Genomic DNA, 21934 nt, shown 5'->3' with positions numbered 1-21934 from the left:
AGACTTTCGAACTCGCCTTTAGAGTTGCTTTGTTGAAAAAATAGTAGACAAAGACGTAACGCCTGCGTTAAAGGTATGAGGAGTCCACGATGTATTTTATTAGGAATAATAAGGTCGTGGAAAACATAGGTGGTACCACGAATAATAAATTATTTAATCGTCCTATGAGTACAGATAGTCATCTGCATTCATAGGACGATTTTTATTTTGAATAAGAAATGGAAGAGGGATATATATGAGCTTTAACCACAAGACGATAGAAAAGAAGTGGCAAAATTACTGGGCTTCTAATCAGACTTTCCGAACAACTGAAGATCCTAAAAAGGAAAACTTTTATGCATTAGATATGTTCCCATATCCATCAGGACAAGGTCTGCATGTAGGACATCCAGAAGGATACACAGCAACAGATATCATTTCTCGTATGAAGCGTGCTCAAGGATTCAATGTATTGCATCCAATGGGTTGGGATGCATTTGGCTTACCAGCTGAGCAATATGCTCTAGATACAGGTAACGATCCAGCTGAATTCACAGCTCACAATATCGAAACATTCCGTCGTCAAATCAATTCTTTAGGATTTAGTTATGACTGGGAGCGAGAAGTAAATACAACAGATCCTCAGTACTATAAATGGACTCAATGGATCTTTACAAAATTGTACGAACAAGGATTGGCTTATGAAGCCGAAGTAGCTGTTAACTGGTGTCCTGCATTAGGGACGGTATTGGCTAATGAAGAAGTAATCGATGGTAAGAGTGAACGTGGGGGACACCCTGTTTACCGTAAACCTATGAAACAATGGATGCTGAAAATTACAGCTTATGCTGACCGTTTGCTGGATGATTTAGAATTAGTTGACTGGCCTGAAAGTATCAAAGACATGCAACGTAACTGGATCGGTAAATCAATTGGTGCAAATGTAGAGTTTACTGTTAAAGGAACTAACCATAAGTATACAGTCTTTACGACTCGTCCAGATACGTTGTTTGGAGCAACTTATAGTGTTTTGGCACCTGAATTAGATCTCGTTAAACAAATTACAACAGCTGAACAAGAAGCTGAAGTTCAAGCGTATATCGAAAAAATTAGTCTGAAAAGTGATTTGGATCGTACAGATTTGAATAAAGATAAAACAGGCGTATTTACTGGTGCTTATGCGATAAACCCAGTCAATGGCAAAGAAATCCCTATTTGGATCGCAGATTATGTGTTGTCTTCATATGGAACAGGTGCAATTATGGCTGTTCCAGCACATGACGAACGTGATTATGAATTTGCTAAGGCTTTTAACTTGGAAATTCTTCCTGTACTTGAAGGTGGAAATGTAGCTGCTGCTGCCTTCACTGAAGATGGTCCACATATAAATTCTGAATTCTTAGATGGTCTTGGAAAACAAGAAGCTATCGATAAAATGAATGAATGGTTAGAAGAAAATAATTTTGGAAAAAAAGAAACAACTTACCGTCTACGTGACTGGTTATTTGCACGCCAACGTTATTGGGGCGAACCTATCCCGGTCATTCATTGGGAAGATGGGACTTCAACAACATTGCCTGAATCAGAATTACCGTTGATCTTGCCAAAAACAAACGAAATCAAACCAAGTGGAACAGGAGAGTCTCCATTAGCAAACATTACGGAATGGGTAAATGTAGTAGATCCCGAAACTGGAATGAAAGGACGCCGTGATACAAATACAATGCCGCAATGGGCAGGGAGTTCATGGTATTTCTTGCGTTTCATCGATCCTAAAAATGAAGAAATGTTAGCTGATCCTGAAAAACTAAAACAATGGTTACCAGTAGATATCTATATTGGTGGAGCTGAGCATGCTGTACTCCATTTATTGTATGCACGTTTCTGGCATAAATTCCTTTACGATATCGGTGTTGTTCCAACTAAAGAACCATTCCAAAAATTGTATAATCAAGGAATGATTTTAGGTGGAAACAATGAAAAAATGTCTAAATCTAAAGGGAATGTTGTTAATCCAGATGATGTTGTAGAAAAATTTGGTGCAGATACGTTACGCATGTATGAAATGTTTATGGGGCCGTTGGATGCTTCAATTGCTTGGAGTGAAAATGGGCTAGAAGGAAGCCGCAAATTCTTGGATCGTGTATGGCGTTTGATCATGGATGAAGATGGAAAAGTCCGTGACCGTATCACAACCTTTAATGATGGATCTCTTGATGTGGTTTACCACCAAACCGTTAAAAAAGTAACCGAGGATTTTGAACACTTGCGCTTCAACACAGCTATTTCTCAAATGATGGTTTTTGTTAATGAAGCCTATAAAGCAACTGCATTACCAGTGAATTATATTAAATCTTTTGTTCAATTGCTTGCGCCAATTGCTCCGCATATGGCAGAAGAATTGTGGGCTAACTTAACAAACAGCAATGAAAGTATTTCATATGTTGTTTGGCCGACATTTGATGAAAAATTCTTGGTAGAAGATGAAATCGAAGTAGTTTTCCAAGTAAACGGTAAATTAAAAGCAAAAGCTCAAGCATCAAAAGAAATTTCTAAAGAAGATCTAGAAACGTTAGCAATGAATAATGAAAAGATCAAAGAAGCCATTGATGGAAAAACAATTCGCAAAGTGATTGTTGTTCCTGGTAGATTGGTAAATATTGTAGCAAACTAAAGTGTTTTCTACGTTAAGGTTTTAAAGATTTAACTTAAGTAGAAAGGACTGCAACTTAATCGTTGCAGTCCTTTCTACTTTTTTCATCTTCAAAGAGACCTTAATTTTTCTTTAAAGTTGAATGCAGAAAGCTCAATAAACATTGCAACCCTCTGATTTAAGAAGTAAAATAGAACCTGATACAAAAGTATGAGAGTAGGTTTTTGAATCATGTCAAAAGATACAGTCAGTGATAATAAAATTGGACAACAAACTAAAGAATTAAGCTCAAAAGATAAAATGATCAGTGGGTCAGCTTGGATGACAGGTGCAAGTATTTTGTCCAGGTTATTAGGAGCTCTTTATATTATTCCTTGGATGGCTTGGATGGGAAATCCCAGCGTAGCAGCGTCAGCAAATGCCCTTTACATTATTGGCTACACACCTTATGCATTATTCTTAAATATTGCGACAGCTGGTGTACCTTCTGCCATTGCTAAACAAGTCTCTTATTATAATAGTCTAAACGAATATGAAACGAGCCAAAAAATTTATAGAAAAGGATTACAAGTAATGGCAATTACAGGTGTTGTGTCTGCATTGATCATGTATGTTGCGGCACCTTTGATAGCTGGAAGCAGTCCAGGTATTTCGGTTGACGATGGAACACAAGTTATTCGGTCTCTTAGTTGGGCGTTACTCATTATTCCATGTATGAGCGTTACACGAGGATATATTCAAGGGCATCATGTAATGAAATATTCTGCTATATCGCAATTTATTGAACAATTAGCTCGCGTCATCTTTATGCTTGCGGCTGTATACTTTATTCGTCAAATATGGAATGGTTCAGTAGTGAATGCGGTTTCTGCTTCAACATTTGGAGCCGTTATTGGAGCTGTTTTTAGTATAGGGTATTTATTTTATATTATTTGGCGTAAAAAACCAGAGCTAGATGAGCATGCTGCTCAGAGTTTAAATAAGGTGAATATTTCTACAAATGAGATCTTTAAATCGATTATTCGTACGGCTATTCCATTTATCATTATTGGATCTGGAATAACATTGTTTCAAATGATCGATCAGTTTACTTTCCAACAAATTATGACCCGCGTTTCTGATTTTACCCCAAAAGAGATTGTAGATAGTTATGGGATAGCATCAGGAAATGTCAATAAATTGATTATGATTGTTATTTCTTTTGGAGGTTCGATGGCGATAACATCTGTTCCGCTGATTTCTGAGTTGATAGCAAAAAATGATTTGAAAAAATTATCCCGTCAAGTTAGTGATAGCTTGCAGTTGTTTTTCTTCATCATGCTGCCGGCAACAATTGGTATGGCTGTTGTAGCAGAACCTTTATATACCGTTTTTTATGGACAAAATGATTTTGGAACAAATCTGTTACAAGTTGCGTCATTTATGAGTTTATTTTTAGGGTTGTTTGTCCTTATGGGCTCAACGATGCAAGCTGCAAATCAAACAAGACCGGCTCTATGGGCTTTAGCAATTGGGTTAGTTGTGAAATTAGCATTGCAATACCCAATGCTTGCAATAGCACAGACAAATGGAATGTTTATTTCTAATATATTTGGATTTGGTGTAACAGTCTTTTTAATGTTGCGAAAAATGTACAAGGTTACTAATTTTAATATTGGGCTCTTACTCAGAAGAGTATTGTTGATGGTTATCCTAACAGTAGTAATGGCTATTGTAACGTTTGCCGTTAAAGAAGCTCTTTACTTAGTTGTGCATCCAGAAAATCGTCTTAGTGCACTTCTAGTAATGGGTGTTTCAGCTGGAATGGGCGGTATTGTTTATGTATATGCTTCATTAAAAACACGTTTAGCTGACCGTTTATTAGGAGCTCGTGTAGCGAGTTTGAGAACCAAATTACACATTAAATAAGAAAACTGGAGCATGTTCTAGAATAATCATTTGGATATAAATAAGAGGCTAGGACTTTTGTCCCAGCCTCAGTTTTTTGACTAGACTTAAAAGAATGGAGCAGAGGAAATGCGTTTAGATAAACTTTTAGCTAATATGGGGTTTGGAACAAGAAAAACCGTAAAAACGCTATTGAAAGCAAAAGAAGTAACGGTTAATGGAAGAGTTATAAAAGATGGAAAAAGCCAAGTCGACCCAGATAAAGACAAAGTTGTTGTTGCGGGTGAAGCTGTTGAATACCAAGAATTTGTTTACTTTATGTTGCATAAACCACAAGGAGTAGTAAGTGCTACAAATGATAATCTGCATAAAACAGTTATCGATTTATTAGCCCCAAAAGATCAAGTACTGGATCCATTTCCTGTAGGACGATTGGATAAGGATACAGAAGGGTTGTTGTTATTGACTAATGATGGAACTTTAGCACATAATTTACTTTCACCAAAAAAACACGTTGATAAATGTTACAAAGCTACTATAAATGGAATAGTGAATGAACAGGATATTGTAGCATTTAAGAACGGGATAACACTAAATGATGGTTTTAACTGCCAATCAGCTGAATTAGACATTTTGTCTATCGATGTTGATGCAGAACAGTCTATTATTCAAGTGACGATACATGAAGGGAAATTTCACCAAGTAAAACGCATGTTTGAAGCAGTAGATAAATCTGTTACTTATCTAAAACGATTATCTATGGGGAATCTTAAATTAGATGAAACATTAGAAATAGGAAAATATAGACAATTGACTGAAGAGGAATTAAGTTCTTTAACTAATGAATAAGCAAAAAAACTTAGAATTTAGGATAATAAATATAAAAGTCGAATGCATACAAGAGAGTAAAAAAATGAGAGACCGATAAAGCATATTAGTTCATTATAATTCATCAGTACTCCTGTATAACATGAGATAGGGATATAGTGAAGTAGTTCATTCCTTGCCTTGAATAGGAATGAAAGGTATGCTTTTATTGTATAGAAAAAATAAAGAAACAAAAAAGGGAGTCGTTGATTCATTGAAGAAAAATAAAATTTTTGTAATGGGCAGTTATGTAACCGATTTAACAGCAAGGGCATCGCATTTACCAAAACCAGGAGAGACCGTTTTTGGTCAGTCATTTCGAACAGGTGCAGGCGGGAAAGGAAGCAATCAAGCAGTCGCAGCGGCACGATTAGGTGCAGAAGTAACTTTAGTGACTAAGCTAGGAGACGATGCTTTTGGGAAATTGGCATTGGAGCATTTTACAAAAGAACAGATTGATACTTCGCAAATTGCTATTGATAAAGAAATGCCCACAGGATCTGCGTTGATAGCAGTCGATGACCAGAGTGAAAATATGATTGTTGTGACAGCAGGTGCGTGTGGAAAGATTAAAAGAGAGGAAATTGAACAAGCAGAAGAAAAGCTGGCTGACGTTGCGATTGCACTAACACAGCTAGAGACTAATTTGGATGCTGTGGAAAGGACTTTGGAATTAGCAGAGAAATATCATATTCCGGTTATTTTAAATCCAGCTCCTTATCAAGCGATACCGAATGAATGGCTAAAGAAAGCAGCTTATATAACACCAAATGAAACAGAAGCAGCTCAATTAACGGGTATACGTTTAGAGACTGAAGAAGACGCAAGGTTAGCGGCAGAAAAATTGTACCAAATGGGAGTTGCAAATGTTGTTATCACTTTAGGTAAAAAAGGATGCTTTTTGTATAATGAAGAATATAAAGGAAAAGTATTCCCAGGACTTATAATGGATGCTGTTGATACAACAGGAGCTGGAGATGCTTTTAATGGTGGATTGGCCTATGCATTAGCGAATGAGGTAGAGTTGATAGAAGCTCTTCAATTTGCAAACATAGTTGGAGCTCTAGCAGTAACAAAAGAAGGCACGGCACAGGCAATGCCAACGTTAGCAGAAGTAGAAACATGTCTGAAACATTCTCTTTTAGAAGTAAAGTCTTAAAAAATAATAGCTAGCACAAAAAAAGTGTATACTTAGAAAACAAAAACCTATTTTATATGGGTAAAAAAAATTCTTAGCTAGAGCAATACTTTTATTAGGCAGCTTGACTTTTATACTCTAAAGGAGATAGGCAGCCTATTTATTCAGTCCTATAGCTTTTTTAAGCATAAATACCCGTATTAAATTCATTTTATTGAACTTAATGGAGGTATTTATGCTTAATTCTCGTTAATTGATGTTAGTCCAAAAAATCTGTTATTCTTTTTTAGTTAGTGAGAAAAATCAGATCTGTCAGGTGTTTCAGTAGGAGGAAAGTCTTCTTCTATTTCTAAGTCTCCGTCTGTATTGATGCCAGGATCTAAATCGTCCTCATTGTAATTTAAATGTTGTGTTCTCATTGATGGAGGCTGCTTTTCACCTCTAGCTAAATCTGATGGGTCATCTTCTAATTGAAGATCTGGGTCATTAGGATAAATACCTGCTGCATCTTCTCCAACAGCATCTACGTTTACTGGATAAGTTGTTTCATTTGAGTCATCTTCCAAAAGAATGATGATACTTCCTTTTTTAATCGATTCTTTATAGTTAACCAAAAGTTCTTCATCAGTAACTGCAGAATCAAGTGTTGTATCTGCTTGTGGACTTAAGGAAAAGAAGTCTTTCATTTTATCTCCTAATGATTCATCATTTTTGGGTTCAGAAGATAACGCTATTACCTCTACATCAGTTTGACTGTGGATTGAACGTTCCGTATCTGGATTGGTTACTAAAGTAATCAATTCTTTGGAGTAGCCTTGAATTAAAAGTTCATTGAGTTTTTGTAAGGCTGTTGTTTTAGATGGGTAACTTCCAATAACACGTTTTTCCATTTACATCACTCCTCATTTAGATTAACGAACTGGTTATACCTGAGTATACTTAAAAGAAAAAGAGAATACAATTAATACGGTGAGGGGAGGTTAAACGCAAATAAAAGGAAAGACCGCTAATTAATTTATAGCAGTCTTTCCTTTTAAATTAGTGAATAGATCAAAAAATAAACTTAGTAGAAAATTCTTTCATCTCATTAGGAATTCTTTCAATAATCTGAGACGGAAGAACCACATATTGTTTTTTAGCTAAATCGTCGCCTATTTTACTATGAAGAAAAACAGATGAAATAACTGCAAAACGATAATTTTTCAATTGAGCACTAAATCCTGCTATCATTCCTGCTAATGTATCGCCCATTCCACCTGTTGCCATTGCAGGATTTCCATGGCTGTTTTTCCAAGCTTCATCCAAAAAATAAATTTCAGTTCGAGATTGTTTTAAGACAACAAAAGCTTTTAATTCTTTTCTAGCTTGAATATTTAGTGTTTCATTTTGTTCAGTAGGTTTCAAGTGAGCAAGTTTTTGCCACTCTCCTAAATGTGGTGTGTACGTAGTTTTTGCTACAGGAGTTTTTAAATTGTGAATGGCCATTAAAGTAATCGCACTGCCGTCAATGATTAACCGTTGTTCCTTTGTCACATGCTCTAAAACTGATTTTAGAATCGTTAATGATTCAGGAGATAAGCCTAAACCAGGTCCAATGACTATAACCGTTGCTGTCGCTAGTTGTTTAAGCAAGCGATCGTTATTATACATATCAATAACCATTGCTTCAGGAAGACGAGCATGTAAAGCTGTATGATTTACTTTAGCTGTTGCCACGGTAACCAGTCCAGCACCGCTATAAACGGTTGCACTGGCTGTGAGAATAATTGCTCCGCCCATTTCTTCATTTCCACCAATGACAAGAACTCGGCCGTAAGTAGCTTTATGACTATCTTTTTCTCTTTTGGGAATCATGCCTTGAATGGCTTCTGTATTTATTTCTTTCACTTAAGAACCCTCCAATAATAACGAATAAATGATATACGTGTAGTCCAATTGATTATAGACCGAAATGTTATTTTTTGCACGAATCTTTATTGATGTCACGAAGAAAAATAAAGACTAGGCGTTGGTCTTAGAAACGAAAAGTGATATGATAGATATGTTGACAAAATAATAAGGAGTGTTGTATAAATGGCAATTGACTGGAAAAAAGAAGCAGCAGCTCGAAAAGAAAATTTTCTAGCTGACTTAACAGAATTACTTAAAATTGACAGTGTGCGTGATGATAGCAAAGCGACAACTGATGCCCCAGTAGGTCCAGGACCGAAAAAAGCATTAGAAGCTTTCTTATCTTTAGGAGAACGAGATGGATTTGTTACTAAAAATGTTGGCAATTTAGCTGGACATATCGAATACGGCGATGGTAATGAAACGATGGGTGTTTTTGCTCATGTCGATGTTGTACCCGTTGGAACAGGCTGGGAAACAGATCCGTTTAGCCCTGTAATCAAAGATGGCCGTATTTACGCTCGTGGATCTAGTGATGATAAAGGACCAGGTGTGGCAGCTTATTACGCTTTAAAAATGATCAAAGACCTAGATTTGCCAGTCTCTAAAAAAATTCGCTTTATTATTGGAACAGATGAAGAGAGTGGCTGGATGTGCATGGACCACTACTTAGCTAATGAACCTATTCCTGATTTTGGTTTTTCACCAGATGCTGAGTTCCCAATTATTAATGGCGAAAAAGGGATATTAACCGTTTATGTAAATACAAAAGGAGACAATAAAGGCGGAAAAAATGAATTGAACAGTTTTGATGCTGGTCTACGTGAAAATATGGTACCTCAAGACGCTACAGCTATTTTTACTAGTGAAGAAGCTGAACAAATCGAAAAAGATTTTTATGATTTTGTTGAAGTTTCACCAATTACTGGGACAATAAAAGTAGAAGGTACTGACGTTACCATTGAAGTAGGAGGAAAAGCTGCTCATGGTATGGCGCCTCATTTAGGTGTAAATGCTGGAACTTACTTAGCTGCTTTCTTAAATGAGTATTCATTTGGTGGAGATGCTAAAAACTTTTTGCAATTGACAGCTGATTATTTGCATGAAGATACTAAAGCTGAAAAATTAGAATTAAACTACATTGATGATGTTATGGGAGATTTAACAATGAATTCAGGTGTATTTACTTTCACTCCTGCAGATGGCGGCGTAATCGCTGTAAACTTCCGTTTCCCTAAAGGTGTGACACCTGAAGGAATCGAAATCAAAATGGAAAGCAAACTAGCAGAATTCGGTGTAACGCTTAGCCGTGGCAAAGAACAATTGCCACATTATGTATCGGCAGAAGATCCATTAGTTAAAACATTATTAGATGTTTACCAAAGACAAACTGGATTAGAAGCTCATGAACAAACAATTGGCGGCGGAACATATGGCCGTTTATTGGAACGTGGAGTTGCTTATGGAGCTATGTTCCCTAACAGCATTGATACAATGCACCAAGCTAATGAATTCATGGCGATTGATGACTTGATGAACGCAATGAGCATCTACGCAGAAGCGATTTATGAATTAATCAAATAATAAGTAAAAGCCGAATCTCCTATGAGATCCGGCTTTTTTTTAAAATTTGTACTTCAATTGTTTAGATGAAAGGAAGAGCCTAAAAGAAGAAATCACAGTAAACGTTTACTTTTATGTTGGAGTATGAAAAAATGAAAGAAATACAATTAGATAAAGTATAAGAAATAAGGAGGAGTCATTTATGGAATTAAACTTAGCGAATAAAACGGCTTTAGTACTAGCGTCTAGTCAAGGATTAGGAAAAGCGATTGCGACTGAGTTAGTAAAAGAAGGAACAAATGTTATGATTTCCAGTCGAAATCCAGATAAATTAAAAAGAGTTCAAGACGAATTAAATGGGCTTAAAAAAGGAAAAGTTGTCTTTTTTCCTGCAGATCTTACAAAAAGCGAAGACATCAACCAACTTGTTAAAGAAACCAGAAAAACATTTGGTTCTATCGATATTCTTATTAATAATGCAGGTGGTCCTCCATCAGGAACTTTTGAAGAGTTTTCAGATGAAGAATGGGAACACTCTTTCCAGCTGAATTTAATGAGTTACATCCGTACCATTCGAGAAGTCTTGCCTGACTTAAAAAAAACTGGAGGAAAAATTATTAATATTGCTTCTTCCTCTATTAAACAACCTATTTCCGGGTTAATATTGTCTAATACCTTTCGAATGGGTATCGTAGGTCTTAGTAAGACATTAGCGGAAGAGTTAGGACCATATAATATTTTGATCAATACGGTCGCTCCAGGAAAAATCGCAACCGATAGAATAACGACATTAGATGAAATGACAGCCAAAAAACAACAAGTTTCAGTAGAAGAAATCGCTAAAACTAATCAAAAAGCTATTCCACTTGGTCGTTATGGAACACCAGAAGAGTTCGCGAAGTTTGTTGTTTTTCTTGTTTCAGATGTCAATACGTACGTTACTGGATCAGCTATAATCATTGATGGTGGAAGCGTAAAAGCTATTTGATTGGAATGTAAACTTAAAAAAACGAGTTCGATAAGAGCTTGTTAAGACCAATGAGGGAAGGTAACTAGTTATTCAAGGAGGGAAGAAAATGTTGTTAAGTGTGATTATGCCTGTATACAATGCAAATGAAACTATAGGTGATGCAGTGAAAAGTGTACTACAACAATCATTTGCCGACTTTGAACTTATTTTAGTTAACGATGGATCTACAGATAGTTCAGCAGAAATTTGTGATTTACTAGTAAAAACAGATCAACGCGTCAAAGTTGTTCATCAAAAAAATCAAGGAATAGCAGTAGCTAGGAATCAAGGAATGAAAGCAGCTTCCGGTAAATTCTACGCATTTATTGATAGTGATGATCGATTTGATAGGGAAACTTTTTTGAACTTTTATGAAGCAAGTATTCAGCACAGCGATATGACGATGTATGTGATGAATTTTGATAAAGTATATGGTAAATTCAATGTACCAAAAATACGCAACAAAGATCGAGTCATAACCAACAATAAGGAAATGATACAGTTAGTTTTTACATCATCTAATGTTGCTTTTTATACATGGAATAAAATCTATCACAATAGCTTATTTCGTGATATCCAATTTCCAGAAGGAAAATTTTTTGAAGATATTGTAACAACTTACAAATTAGCAAAAATTTCTAAAAAAACGGTCATCTCTAATAGGATCGGATATCATTATATTAGAAGATCTAATACAACCGTCAGCAGTTCATTTTCACCAAATTACTACGATATTGTGACAGAATGCGAACGGTTGTATGCATTGATTAAAGTAGATTTTCCGGAATTACAGCATTTGGGATTACAGAAATTTTTAGAAAGTATCATTTCTGCCGGGTACAAATTGAGTCAAGCTTCAGAGTCTATTATAGTTGAAGAATTTCAAAATAGGCTGCGAGAGGATATTCAGGTTTATCAAGAGGATATTGATGAAGATAAAAAAGTTCCTTTATATTATAAAGTTGGTGTGAAATTGATCCAAAGCGACATTGTCAGGTATAAAGACTATTATAAAAAAAATATTAAGTTATTTATTACAAGAAAACAATCGGAATCAGAAGACGAATATTTATAATTGCTGTTATTTATTTAATAAATAGGTAACAACTGCCGGTTTTTTTTGTTACTATAAAAGAAATCGATTCATTTGTGGAGGGTAACAAATAATGGAACAATATAAAACACGAGCAGAGCTGAAATCAGATACAAAAGAATTGTTTAGAGGAAGATGGAAAGATGCAATTTTACTAAATTTTATTCCAACATTGATTACATTTATTGCATTCTTAGTTATTGTGGTTGTCTCTTTTAGCATAGCCGATCAGATAAATACACCTATTGAAAACTGGACAAATGATTCTTATGTGTCTGAAGATATAGGGGAATCAACCAATAGTGGTAATGGGACAAGTAACGTCACTAGTGGAATACTGTCTACTTTATTTACAGTTGGGATTTCCTTTACTTTTTTAGACTGGTTTAGAGATCCGGGTAAGAAAATTCATCCGATAAAAAATAGTTTGCAAGTATTCTCAAGAAAATATTTTCTTAGAACCTTTCTTATTTATATCTTAACCAGCATTTTTACTACATTATGGAGTCTACTATTTATCATTCCTGGAATCATAAAACATTATGCCTATTCTCAAGCCTATTTGATTTACAAAGATCAAACCAATTTATCTCCAAATGAAAAAATTTCTTCACTGAACTGTATCACCGAAAGTAAAAACTTGATGAAAGGTCACAAGTGGCGTTTTTTCTTATTAGAAATGAGTTTTATTGGATGGGGAATATTAGCTGTTCTATCTTTAGGGATTGGATTCTTATGGTTGTTCCCATATGAGAATGCTACAAGAGTAGCATTCTATGAGGATTTAACCAAAGGGAAATACCTAAACGAACAAGATTACTGAAATGAAAGTTAAAAGATTTGAAGCACTCTGCTCAAGTCTTTTAACTTTTTTAACTAACAAGAAAAGCAAACGAGAAAATAAATGAAGAGGAATCTATATGAACTCATTGAAGCCTTTAAAACAAAAAGAATTTTTTTTAGTAAGCTGTTATTTTTTTAAAAGTATTTTTTATAGCAGTATCGTCGGAATAATCGTTGGGAACTTATCTGCATTTTTTCTAACGAGTTTAGCAACTGTAACAACTGCTCGCCTAAATAATCCATGGTTGCTTTATCTGTTGCCAGTAGGAGGCGCAGTTATTAGTTTTCTTTATTGGAAGTTTGGAGAAAATGCGATCCTTGGAAATAATTTAGTGATTCAAGAAGCTCAAGGCCAATCAGCAAATCAAGAGTCTATTCCTAAAAGGTTGATACCTTTGACGCTTTTTGGCACATTGATTACACACTTATTCGGTGGGTCCGCTGGAAGGGAAGGCACGGCTGTCCAAATGGGTGGATCTGTAGCTGATGCTGTAGGTCGTCTTTTTCATCTATCGAAAATAAACCGTCGTATAGTGTTAATCAGTGGAATGAGTGCCGGATTCAGTTCCGTTTTCGGTACACCTATTGCAGGTACTCTTTTTGCAATGGAAGTATTAGCAATTGGGTATGTACGTCAGGAAGCTTTATTTCCAAGTCTTTGGGCGGCTTTAATAGCTAATTGGGTAACAATTGCTTGGGGTGTGACCCATACACATTATGATATGGGAGCTATACCAGAGGCCAACCCTTTGTTGATTGTAAAATTGCTGCTAGCAGCCATTCTATTTGGTTTTACAGGGCGTTTATTTAGCTGGTTAACCAGTACAGTAAAAGCGATTATGACTAATTGGTTTAAAAATCCTGTCTTGAAAAGTTTTATAGGTGGTCTGATTGTTATTCTCTTGGTTGTGATCATTGGTAAGAGGGATTATTTAGGACTCAGCTTACCTTTGATCGATCAAGCATTTTTAGGTGAAACAGGGCATTTTGACTTTCTAGGTAAGCTAATCTTTACATCCATTACTCTAGGTTCAGGATTTCAAGGAGGAGAAGTCACACCTTTGTTTACAATAGGGGCTACTTTAGGAAGTACATTAGGCAGTATCTTGCATATTTCTATTCCGTTTTTAGCTGGACTTGGATTTATTGGTGTTTTTTCAGGAGCAACCAACACTCCTGTAGCATGTTTTATCATGGGACTGGAGTTATTTGGGGTAGGAGCGTTGCCGTATTTGTTTTTGGTCTGTGTCGTCAGTTATCTTTTTTCTGGTAATCAAGGAATCTATGAAACACAACAGGTTTATTTACGAAAAGGCCACTTATTTGAAGAGGAATAAAATAAGTTTCTAGCAACCGTATAGATAGCTGCAATATTGGATTGACAAGCTTTCTTGAGCAAAATAGTTTATATAAATGACTATTATTGTTACTATAAGAATAGTAACAAGCTAGAAACGAGGTGAATCGTTTATGGTAGAAAGAAATAAACAAATTGAAATTTTTCTGTTTATTAATCCAATCAGTGAATCTTCTTTTAAAATGGAAAAAGAAGTATTAAAATTTATTGGAATTTATGAAAAAGATGCTCAAATGAGTATTCTTCCTTATCACAATCCTCAGACCCTTTTTAATTATATGCAAAGAAACCAAATGCCAACGCAGAGTACACAATTATGGAATACCTTACAAAATGATATTTACCATGTTTCGCTAGCTTATATTGCGGCAACGATACAAGGTAAGAAAAAGGGCCGTAACTTTCTTATGACTGTGCAAGAGCAGATTGTTGATCAAGATAAGCCGTTATCAAAAAAACTATTGATTGAGGCAGCAAAAAAAGCACGACTAGATATCGAGATGTTTCTATCTGATTTTCACTCTTCATTTACTCAATCGTTGTTTCATTTAGACCAAGAAGTCTCTAAAACAATGGGTGCAACAGATACGCCAACATGTGTCTTGGTTACTACTGGAGAAGAAAAAACGACGACTCTTATAGAAAGCTCTGTAACAGCTGAAGATTTGTGTCAAATGGTTTAAACAGAGATGTTTAAACCATTTTTTTCTTTTAAATTGTTTTACTAGTTGATGAATAAGGGAACCAAAATATTCTTGACAAATGAAAATAGGACTGTTAACATAACATTCATACCAATAGATAAAAGGTGTTACTTAAAACTACTAATTAAGAAAGGAGGAAGCCGGAATGAAAAAGATGATCGAATTAGACGTGTGTTGTTGTCAATGTTGTATGAAACGCTCATGTCTTCAGCTCTCATCTTTTATGGCTTCTTCCTGTGAATAAACCCTTTTCATACCCCTATATGCTGAAATTTAGAGAAATTCTCTAAAGAGGTATGAAACTGTTTTCAGTGAATGTAATGAGATAAAAGAATGATTTTCTGTGCATGAGTGGCTACACTCATGCACTTTTTTTGTCTACTTTTTTTAAGACTACGTATGCTAAGAATGAGGAGAGTGAGAAATATGCTTTATAAAAAAACACAAGATTTAATTGGCCTAACTCCATTACTTGAGATACAAGGTGTTGAAATTCCAAAAGGCAGCAGAATATTTGCTAAATTGGAAATGTTCAATCCGGGAGGCAGTATTAAAGATCGTTTAGGAGTTAATTTACTTAAAGAAGCATTTGAAAAAGGGTATATAGATAAACAGTCTACTATTATTGAACCAACTGCTGGAAACACTGGAATTGGTTTAGCATTAGCTGCTCAGCAGTATGGATTAAAGGTTATTTTTACTGTTCCAGAAAAATTTAGTCAAGAAAAACAAGAGTTGATGAAGGCTTTAGGCGCAGAGTTAATTTTTACACCGACGAACATTGGAATGTTAGGTGCTATAGAAAAAGCCAAAATCTTGGCAGCTGAAATCAAAAACAGCTACATTCCTATGCAGTTTGAAAATCCGGCTAATCCTCAAACGTATTATGAAACGATTGGACCTGAGATCATGGAAGATATGGCCAACATTCCTATTCATTCTTTTGTAGCAGGAGCCGGAAGTGGTGGAACATTTGTTGGAACGGCAGCGTATTTAAAAGAAAAACAATCATCGATTCGTGCTGCTATTGTAGAACCTGAAGGCTCTATTCTAGGTGGAGGTATGAGTTATGGGCATAGAACTGAAGGTATTGGAATGGAATTTATTCCCAGTTTTTTAGACAGATCAATCATAGATCACATTTATACGATCTCAGATGAGGAAGCTTTTTACTATGTTAAACAGTTAGCCAAAACAAATGGATTGTTTGTTGGAAGCTCAAGTGGAGCAGCGTTTGCTGCCTGTTTGAAAGAAGCAGAATTGTTACCTGAAGGAAGCAACATTGTTACTATTTTTCCAGACAGCAGTGAACGTTATTTAAGTAAACAAATCTATCAATAGGAGAGTGTTAAAAATGAAAATGAAAACAAAATTAATTCATGGTGGTATTAGTCATGATGAAGCAACTGGTTCAGTAAATGTACCGGTTCACCAAACTTCAACGTACAAACAAGAAAAAGTAGGCAAACATAAAGGATACGAATATTCTAGAACCGGAAATCCAACTCGTTTTGCAGTAGAAGAGCTGATCAAAGATCTAGAAGAAGGTGTACGTGGATTTGCTTTTGCTTCTGGTTCTGCTGGAACGCATACTGTAATGTCTTTATTTTCTAAAGGAGACCACATTATTGTGGGCGATGATGTGTATGGAGGAACGTATCGATTAATGAATAAAGTGCTTGTCCATTTAGGAATAACATTTACGACAGTCGACACAAGTGATCTAAGTACTATTGAACCGGCTATTCGTCCAGAAACAAAAGCTATCTTTTTAGAAACGCCAACCAATCCATTGCTAAAAATAACCGATATTACAGAAGTAGCTAGAATAGTGAAAAAGCACAACATAATTACTATTGTTGACAATACATTTGCTACACCTTATCATCAACGCCCACTTACCCTTGGAGCCGATATCGTTGTTCATAGTGCTTCTAAATATCTGGGAGGACATAGCGACATCGTGGCAGGTTTAGTTACAACAAATAACGAAGTATTAGCAGATAAAATTGGTTTTTTACAAAATGCTATTGGTGGAATATTAGGGCCTCAAGATAGTTGGATTTTACAAAGAGGGATCAAGACATTAGGAATACGGATGGAAGAGCATGAAAAAAATGCTTTTGAGATTGTGCATTACCTAGTCAATCACCCTAGTATTGAAAAAGTGTACTATCCTGGTTTGGAAAGTCACCCTGGTCATGAAATCGCTAAAAAACAAGCTAACGGATTTGGCGGAATGATTTCCTTTGATTTAAAAGAAGGGTACTCAGCTGAAATATTTGTTGAAAAATTGAGACTCATCACCCTTGCAGAAAGTTTAGGAGCCGTTGAAAGTTTGGTTGAAATTCCTGCTTTAATGACACATGGATCTATTCCGAAAGACGTTCGAGTAAAATCTGGAATTAGCAACGAATTGATTCGCTTGTCTGTTGGGCTAGAGGATGTAGAAGATCTGATTGAAGACTTGGATCAAGCATTAGCTTTTGTCGCGAAAAATAAGGGAGAGTAACAAGATATGGGACGTGAATTTCTAGATATTTTTACTGATTGGTCAAGTGATTATGATGAATTTGTAGAAGGGAAAGATCCAGAATACGAAGCCGTTTTTGAAGGTTATAAAGATATTTTAAAAGATATTGTTCAAAGAAGTGGTACGCGAGTATTAGAATTTGGAATTGGTACTGGAAATCTAACTCAGCAATTGGTTACAGCTGGAAAATGGGTGTTCCCAATAGAACCGTCAAAAGAAATGCGACAATTAGCAAGGAAAAAGCTGCCGAAAGAGGTCATCATTTATGACGGGGATTTACAACAGTATCCTAAACCATTGAGACAAATAGATACTATTGTTAGTTCATATGTTTTTCATCATTTGACTAACGAAGAAAAAGGAAAAGCATTAATCGATTATGCGCATCAACTTGAAATTGGAGGGAAAATCATTTTCGCAGATACTATGTTTGAATCTCAAAAAATAATGGACCAACTCATTCAACAGGCTAAACAAAATGAATTTTATACTTTAGCAGATGATTTAGAGCGCGAATATTATCCGTTGATTTCCACCTTAAGAGAACTATTTAATCAAGCGGGGTTTAAGATAGAATTTGAACAGAAGAATGAATATGTTTGGATTGTTGAGGGAACGAAACAAGTTTAATCAATTGAAAATGAACAGCATCGACTGAGGAGATGTTGTTCATTTTTTGTTCTTATTTTTCTTTTTTTGAAAGCGCATTTTTATATTAAAATGTCAGTAATTGCTGTATAATAATTATATTGTTAAAAAGATAACAAACTTAAAAAGGTGGTAGGGAAAATGGATACTCAAAATACGGGATTAATATACAACATTGAAAAAAGCATTCTGAAAAAACAAAGTTTATATGATAATAGTAAACTTCGCTATTTTGTACGTGCTATGTTAGCTTGTTTGTTTTTAACTTTAGGAACAGCTGTAGCCGTTATGATTGGCCAAGCAGGTGAAGAAATAGCACCCGGATTAGGTAAAATGCTTTATGCATTTATGTTTAGCTGGTCATTGGTGATGATTATTTATATGAATGCAGAACTGGGCACTTCAAATATGATGTACATGACAGTAGCTATACAAAGAAAACTAATAAAACCTAAAAAAGCTTTGTCAATATTATTCTATTGTCTCTTATTTAATTTAATCGGTGGAATTATTGCTAGTTTAGTTATATCTTTCACATATAAGTTTCATGCACTACCAAGTGATCATTATCTCTTTACAGCAGTAGCTGGAAAATTAGCTAAGACACCTCTTCAAATCTTTTCGGAAGGTATATTTGCTAATATTATTGTAAATACTGCTGTTTTCTGTACCATTCGCATGAAAGATGACGCTGGAAAAATTATTGCTATGATATTTATTATTTTTATTTTTGCTTACTTAGGCTTTGAACACGTTATTGCCAATTTTTCATCTTTTTCACTAGCCTTTTTTGCTTCAGGCGGAACAGTCCCTGGTATGACAATCGGTGCTGTCTTACTGAATTGGGTCGTAGCTTTGCTAGGCAATTATGTAGGTGGCGCATTAGTGATCGGTCTGCTTTACTCTTGGTTAAATAAAGATCAAACAGAATACGTTGATTAGTAAATAAATAGCCCTAAAAAATCTGATACGTGTGTATCAGATTTTTTTTATTATAGACTCTATAGGTTTACGATTGACAGAAATCTAAGCTAGACTACATAATAAGAATGAGGAGAGGAGTGTTTATTGATGAAGGTGATACAAAATATACAGAATAAATTTCAAGGATTCATTCAAGCTTGTAAACGGTATCCACTAAGTGTTGTTTTTTTAGTTGCTATTGCTGGGTTAAATGCTTATATGATCCAACAGGAAGCAGACGATTACACAAGGTATCTTTACAGCTTTTTTATAGGCGTTTTTTTAAGTGCAACAGCACAGCATGTATATGAACGTTTTTTTGAAAAAACTATGCAACGTATCTTATTAATGGTCGGAGCCATAATATTGACTGTTTTATACTTTTATACTATTGGTTCATCCGTTGACTATGATCTGGAAACAACTATTAAGACTGGGATCATTTTCTTTGCTTTAACGTTTGCTTTTATGTGGATTCCTACTATAAACAGTAAAGTTACTTTTAATAAAAGTTTCTTAGCGACGTTTAAATCCTTTTTCACGACAGTATTATTTTCAGTAGTTCTGTACGCAGGGATTGGATTTATTCTTTTAGCTGTTGACCAATTGTTATTTTCTTTAGATTATAAAGTGAATTTACACTGTCTAAATTTAGTTGCTTCACTATTTGCGCCAATTTTTTTCCTTTCGGGAACGCCGCTTTATCTAAGCAAACAAGACGAATCTACTCAGTCTTTGGAAGAGCAGGCTGATAAACAAGAACAGATCGAACAAGAGCTAATGGTTCCTAAAGTACTAGAACTTTTACTTTCCTATATTGTTATTCCATTGACAGCTATTTTTACCATAATATTGTTAGTTTATCTTTTACAAAATATCACAGGAGAGTTTTGGACAAACAATTTATTAGAACCTATGTTGGTTTCTTACGCTATTACGGTAATCATTGTGTACTTTTTAGTGAGTACTATAAATACAAAATCGGCTATTTTCTTCAGAAAAATTTTTCCGAAAGTATTGGTACCCATTGTTTTGTTTCAAACTGTTTCTTCTGTATTAAGAATTCAAGAAACGGGACTAACACTCGGTAGATATTACGTTATTTTATTCGGAGTATTTGCATTTATTGCTGGAATTATTTTCAGTGTTTTACCTGTTAGAAAGAATGGATGGGTAGCAGTGGTCTTAATAGTTTTTTCTTTGATCTCAATCCTTCCTCCAGTAGATGCTTTTACGGTTAGCCGTGTGTCTCAAACAAACTTATTAAAGGAAACACTTGTAAAGAATAATATGTTGGAAGGAAATAAAATCATACCGAATGCTTCTATTCCAGATGAAGATAAGATCAAAATCAGCCAAACAATTGATTATTTAGCTAGTATGAACTACAGCAAAGAAATTGAATGGCTAGCACCATATAATCAACGATTAAACTATCAGTTTGAAGAAGTTGTCGGTTTTGAACCGGTTTATGATGAGTCAAGTTTTTCACCTAATCAATCTTATTATGCAACGATAGATTGGAAAGGAAGTCCGCTACTTTCGATTGAGGATTATGACAAAATGATCGTATTTTCTCAATATAATTCACCGACTCTCTCAGCAATAGATTTTGAAGTTGAAAATTCAACATATGATATAATCTCCAAAAATGAAGATAATACAACCAACCTTTCATTGATAAATGAACAGAATGATACTCTTATCACTATTGATCTTCAAGAGACGATTGATCAAGTTGCAGCAAGTGCACAAACTAAAAATGTGATTACTTTAGAAGAAGCAACCGTTACTACAGAAAATGAAGAAGCTAAGATGAATATTGTGTTTACCTCTATTGACATTTACGATAATAAATACAATAGTGAGTTTTATCTATTTATTGATATTAAATAAAAGCATAAAAGCACTTGGTTAATCTTATAAGGATTAATCAAGTGCTTTTTCATGACCATTATTTTTAATTAACTTAATCATGATTTAAGCTTTTAAGGAACCTGTCATTCCTGCTACGAAACTCTTTTGCATAATTAAGAATAGAACAAGTGTTGGCATGGTAGCAATCGTTATTGCCACCATTTGTACACCATAATTTGCTACATAAGAAGCGGAGGATAAACCGGAAATAAGTAGTGTCATCGTATATTTATCTTCAGTTTGCAGTATGATCAAAGGCAACAAATAACTGTTCCATGCATTCATAAAAGAGTAGATAGCAGCAGCTGCATAAGCTGATTTCATCATTGGGAAAACTAATTTAAAGAAAATTTTGTAGTTGCCTGCTCCTTCGACCCTACCTGAATCAATGATATCATCTGGAAAGGACTTAAAGCTTTGCCTAAAGAAAAAGACAAGAAAAATATTCGATACAGACGGTAAAATGATAGCTAAATGTTGATTAATCAAATCTAAACCAGCCATCATTTTAAACAGAGGGATAACAAGCGTAGCAAATGGAATCATCATAAATAATAAGAGAATAGAATAAATAATCTCACTTTTACGAGTCGTAAACTTTTCAAATCCGAAGGCAGCCATTGAGGTAACGATTAAACTTAGCACCGCAGTAACCAGAGATACTTTTAAAGAATTCCACATAATGAGTGGAATATTATACCCTTCAAGTAGATCACTGAGATTTTTCAATAAATTAGATCCAAGTGATAGTTTCCCTTCCGCTATTTTATTAGATGTATTCGTTGCTCCTGCAATCATCCAATAAAAAGGAAAGATGGAAACAAAAGAGCATAGAATCAAAAAAGTATATTTCAAAAAGCTAAGTGCTTTTGATCTCATTAAAATTTCCT

18 protein-coding genes and 1 other annotated feature (1 of these 19 only partly in view) are annotated in these 21934 nt (G+C 34.9%); of the genes, 15 read left to right on the top strand and 3 right to left on the bottom strand.

Going from position 1 to position 21934, the window contains the following annotated elements:
• Positions 1–168: a binding site (T-box leader), on the top strand (it extends 74 nt beyond the left edge of the window).
• 67 nt (positions 169–235) lie between these two features.
• The 4 genes from leuS (at position 236) to rbsK (ending at position 6545) form a co-directional block, all read left to right on the top strand.
• Positions 236–2653 (top strand): leucine--tRNA ligase, encoded by a 2418-nt coding sequence (gene leuS, locus NST49_RS00215; protein WP_023177038.1) that lies wholly within the window; start codon positions 236–238, stop codon positions 2651–2653.
• 210 nt (positions 2654–2863) lie between these two features.
• Entirely contained in the window at positions 2864–4540 is a 1677-nt protein-coding gene (locus tag NST49_RS00210) for a putative polysaccharide biosynthesis protein (protein WP_251166412.1), read from the top strand.
• Between the two features lie 108 nt (positions 4541–4648).
• Positions 4649–5368, top strand: coding sequence for a pseudouridine synthase (locus NST49_RS00205; protein WP_023177040.1), 720 nt, complete (start codon positions 4649–4651; stop codon positions 5366–5368).
• Positions 5369–5546: 178 nt separating this feature from the next.
• Complete coding sequence (rbsK, locus tag NST49_RS00200) at positions 5547–6545, top strand: ribokinase (protein ID WP_341046406.1); 999 nt, start codon at positions 5547–5549, stop codon at positions 6543–6545.
• A gap of 269 nt (positions 6546–6814) precedes the next feature.
• Here rbsK and NST49_RS00195 read toward each other — a convergent pair whose 3' ends face one another.
• Complete coding sequence (locus tag NST49_RS00195; RefSeq protein WP_251166413.1) at positions 6815–7414, bottom strand: general stress protein; 600 nt, start codon at positions 7412–7414, stop codon at positions 6815–6817.
• Between the two features lie 160 nt (positions 7415–7574).
• Positions 7575–8411, bottom strand: a complete 837-nt coding sequence (locus NST49_RS00190; RefSeq protein ID WP_251166414.1) for an NAD(P)H-hydrate dehydratase — start codon at positions 8409–8411, stop codon at positions 7575–7577.
• A 186-nt stretch (positions 8412–8597) separates the two neighbouring features.
• Here NST49_RS00190 and pepV point away from each other — a divergent pair, with 186 nt between their 5' ends.
• From pepV to NST49_RS00135, 11 genes are all read left to right on the top strand, one after another.
• Positions 8598–9998 (top strand): dipeptidase PepV, encoded by a 1401-nt coding sequence (gene pepV / locus NST49_RS00185; RefSeq protein WP_341046402.1) that lies wholly within the window; start codon positions 8598–8600, stop codon positions 9996–9998.
• Positions 9999–10179: 181 nt separating this feature from the next.
• A complete protein-coding gene (locus NST49_RS00180; protein ID WP_023177049.1) occupies positions 10180–10965 on the top strand; it encodes an SDR family oxidoreductase in 786 nt (261 codons plus the stop codon).
• Positions 10966–11053: 88 nt separating this feature from the next.
• The gene (locus NST49_RS00175) at positions 11054–12061 is read left to right on the top strand and encodes a glycosyltransferase family 2 protein (protein WP_301426548.1); all 1008 of its coding nucleotides are present in this window, start codon (positions 11054–11056) and stop codon (positions 12059–12061) included.
• Positions 12062–12152: 91 nt separating this feature from the next.
• On the top strand, positions 12153–12902 hold the full coding sequence (locus tag NST49_RS00170) for a DUF975 family protein (RefSeq protein ID WP_341046397.1): 750 nt from the start codon (positions 12153–12155) through the stop codon (positions 12900–12902).
• Between the two features lie 97 nt (positions 12903–12999).
• A complete protein-coding gene (locus NST49_RS00165; protein WP_341046395.1) occupies positions 13000–14259 on the top strand; it encodes a voltage-gated chloride channel family protein in 1260 nt (419 codons plus the stop codon).
• Between the two features lie 133 nt (positions 14260–14392).
• Complete coding sequence (locus tag NST49_RS00160) at positions 14393–14962, top strand: DsbA family protein (protein ID WP_023177056.1); 570 nt, start codon at positions 14393–14395, stop codon at positions 14960–14962.
• A gap of 447 nt (positions 14963–15409) precedes the next feature.
• Positions 15410–16324: a PLP-dependent cysteine synthase family protein gene (locus NST49_RS00155; protein WP_341046392.1), complete on the top strand. Its 915-nt coding sequence runs from the start codon at positions 15410–15412 to the stop codon at positions 16322–16324.
• 13 nt (positions 16325–16337) lie between these two features.
• Positions 16338–17495: a cystathionine gamma-synthase gene (locus tag NST49_RS00150; RefSeq protein WP_341046389.1), complete on the top strand. Its 1158-nt coding sequence runs from the start codon at positions 16338–16340 to the stop codon at positions 17493–17495.
• A 6-nt stretch (positions 17496–17501) separates the two neighbouring features.
• Positions 17502–18146 carry a class I SAM-dependent methyltransferase gene (locus NST49_RS00145; RefSeq protein ID WP_341046387.1) on the top strand — a complete coding sequence of 215 codons (645 nt, stop codon included), beginning with the start codon at positions 17502–17504 and terminating at the stop codon, positions 18144–18146.
• 159 nt (positions 18147–18305) lie between these two features.
• Positions 18306–19106: a formate/nitrite transporter family protein gene (locus NST49_RS00140; protein ID WP_034538390.1), complete on the top strand. Its 801-nt coding sequence runs from the start codon at positions 18306–18308 to the stop codon at positions 19104–19106.
• Between the two features lie 129 nt (positions 19107–19235).
• Positions 19236–21023 carry a DUF4153 domain-containing protein gene (locus NST49_RS00135; protein WP_341046386.1) on the top strand — a complete coding sequence of 596 codons (1788 nt, stop codon included), beginning with the start codon at positions 19236–19238 and terminating at the stop codon, positions 21021–21023.
• Between the two features lie 84 nt (positions 21024–21107).
• On the opposite strand, the gene NST49_RS00130 is transcribed toward NST49_RS00135, so the two are convergent.
• Complete coding sequence (locus NST49_RS00130; RefSeq protein ID WP_023177066.1) at positions 21108–21923, bottom strand: carbohydrate ABC transporter permease; 816 nt, start codon at positions 21921–21923, stop codon at positions 21108–21110.
• Positions 21924–21934: the final 11 nt, after the last annotated feature.

The sequence above is a fragment of the Carnobacterium sp. FSL W8-0810 genome (assembly GCF_038007125.1).
In the GTDB taxonomy this organism is placed as follows: Bacteria; Bacillota; Bacilli; order Lactobacillales; family Carnobacteriaceae; genus Carnobacterium_B; species Carnobacterium_B inhibens.
This window is presented reverse-complemented; position numbering and strand designations above follow the sequence as displayed.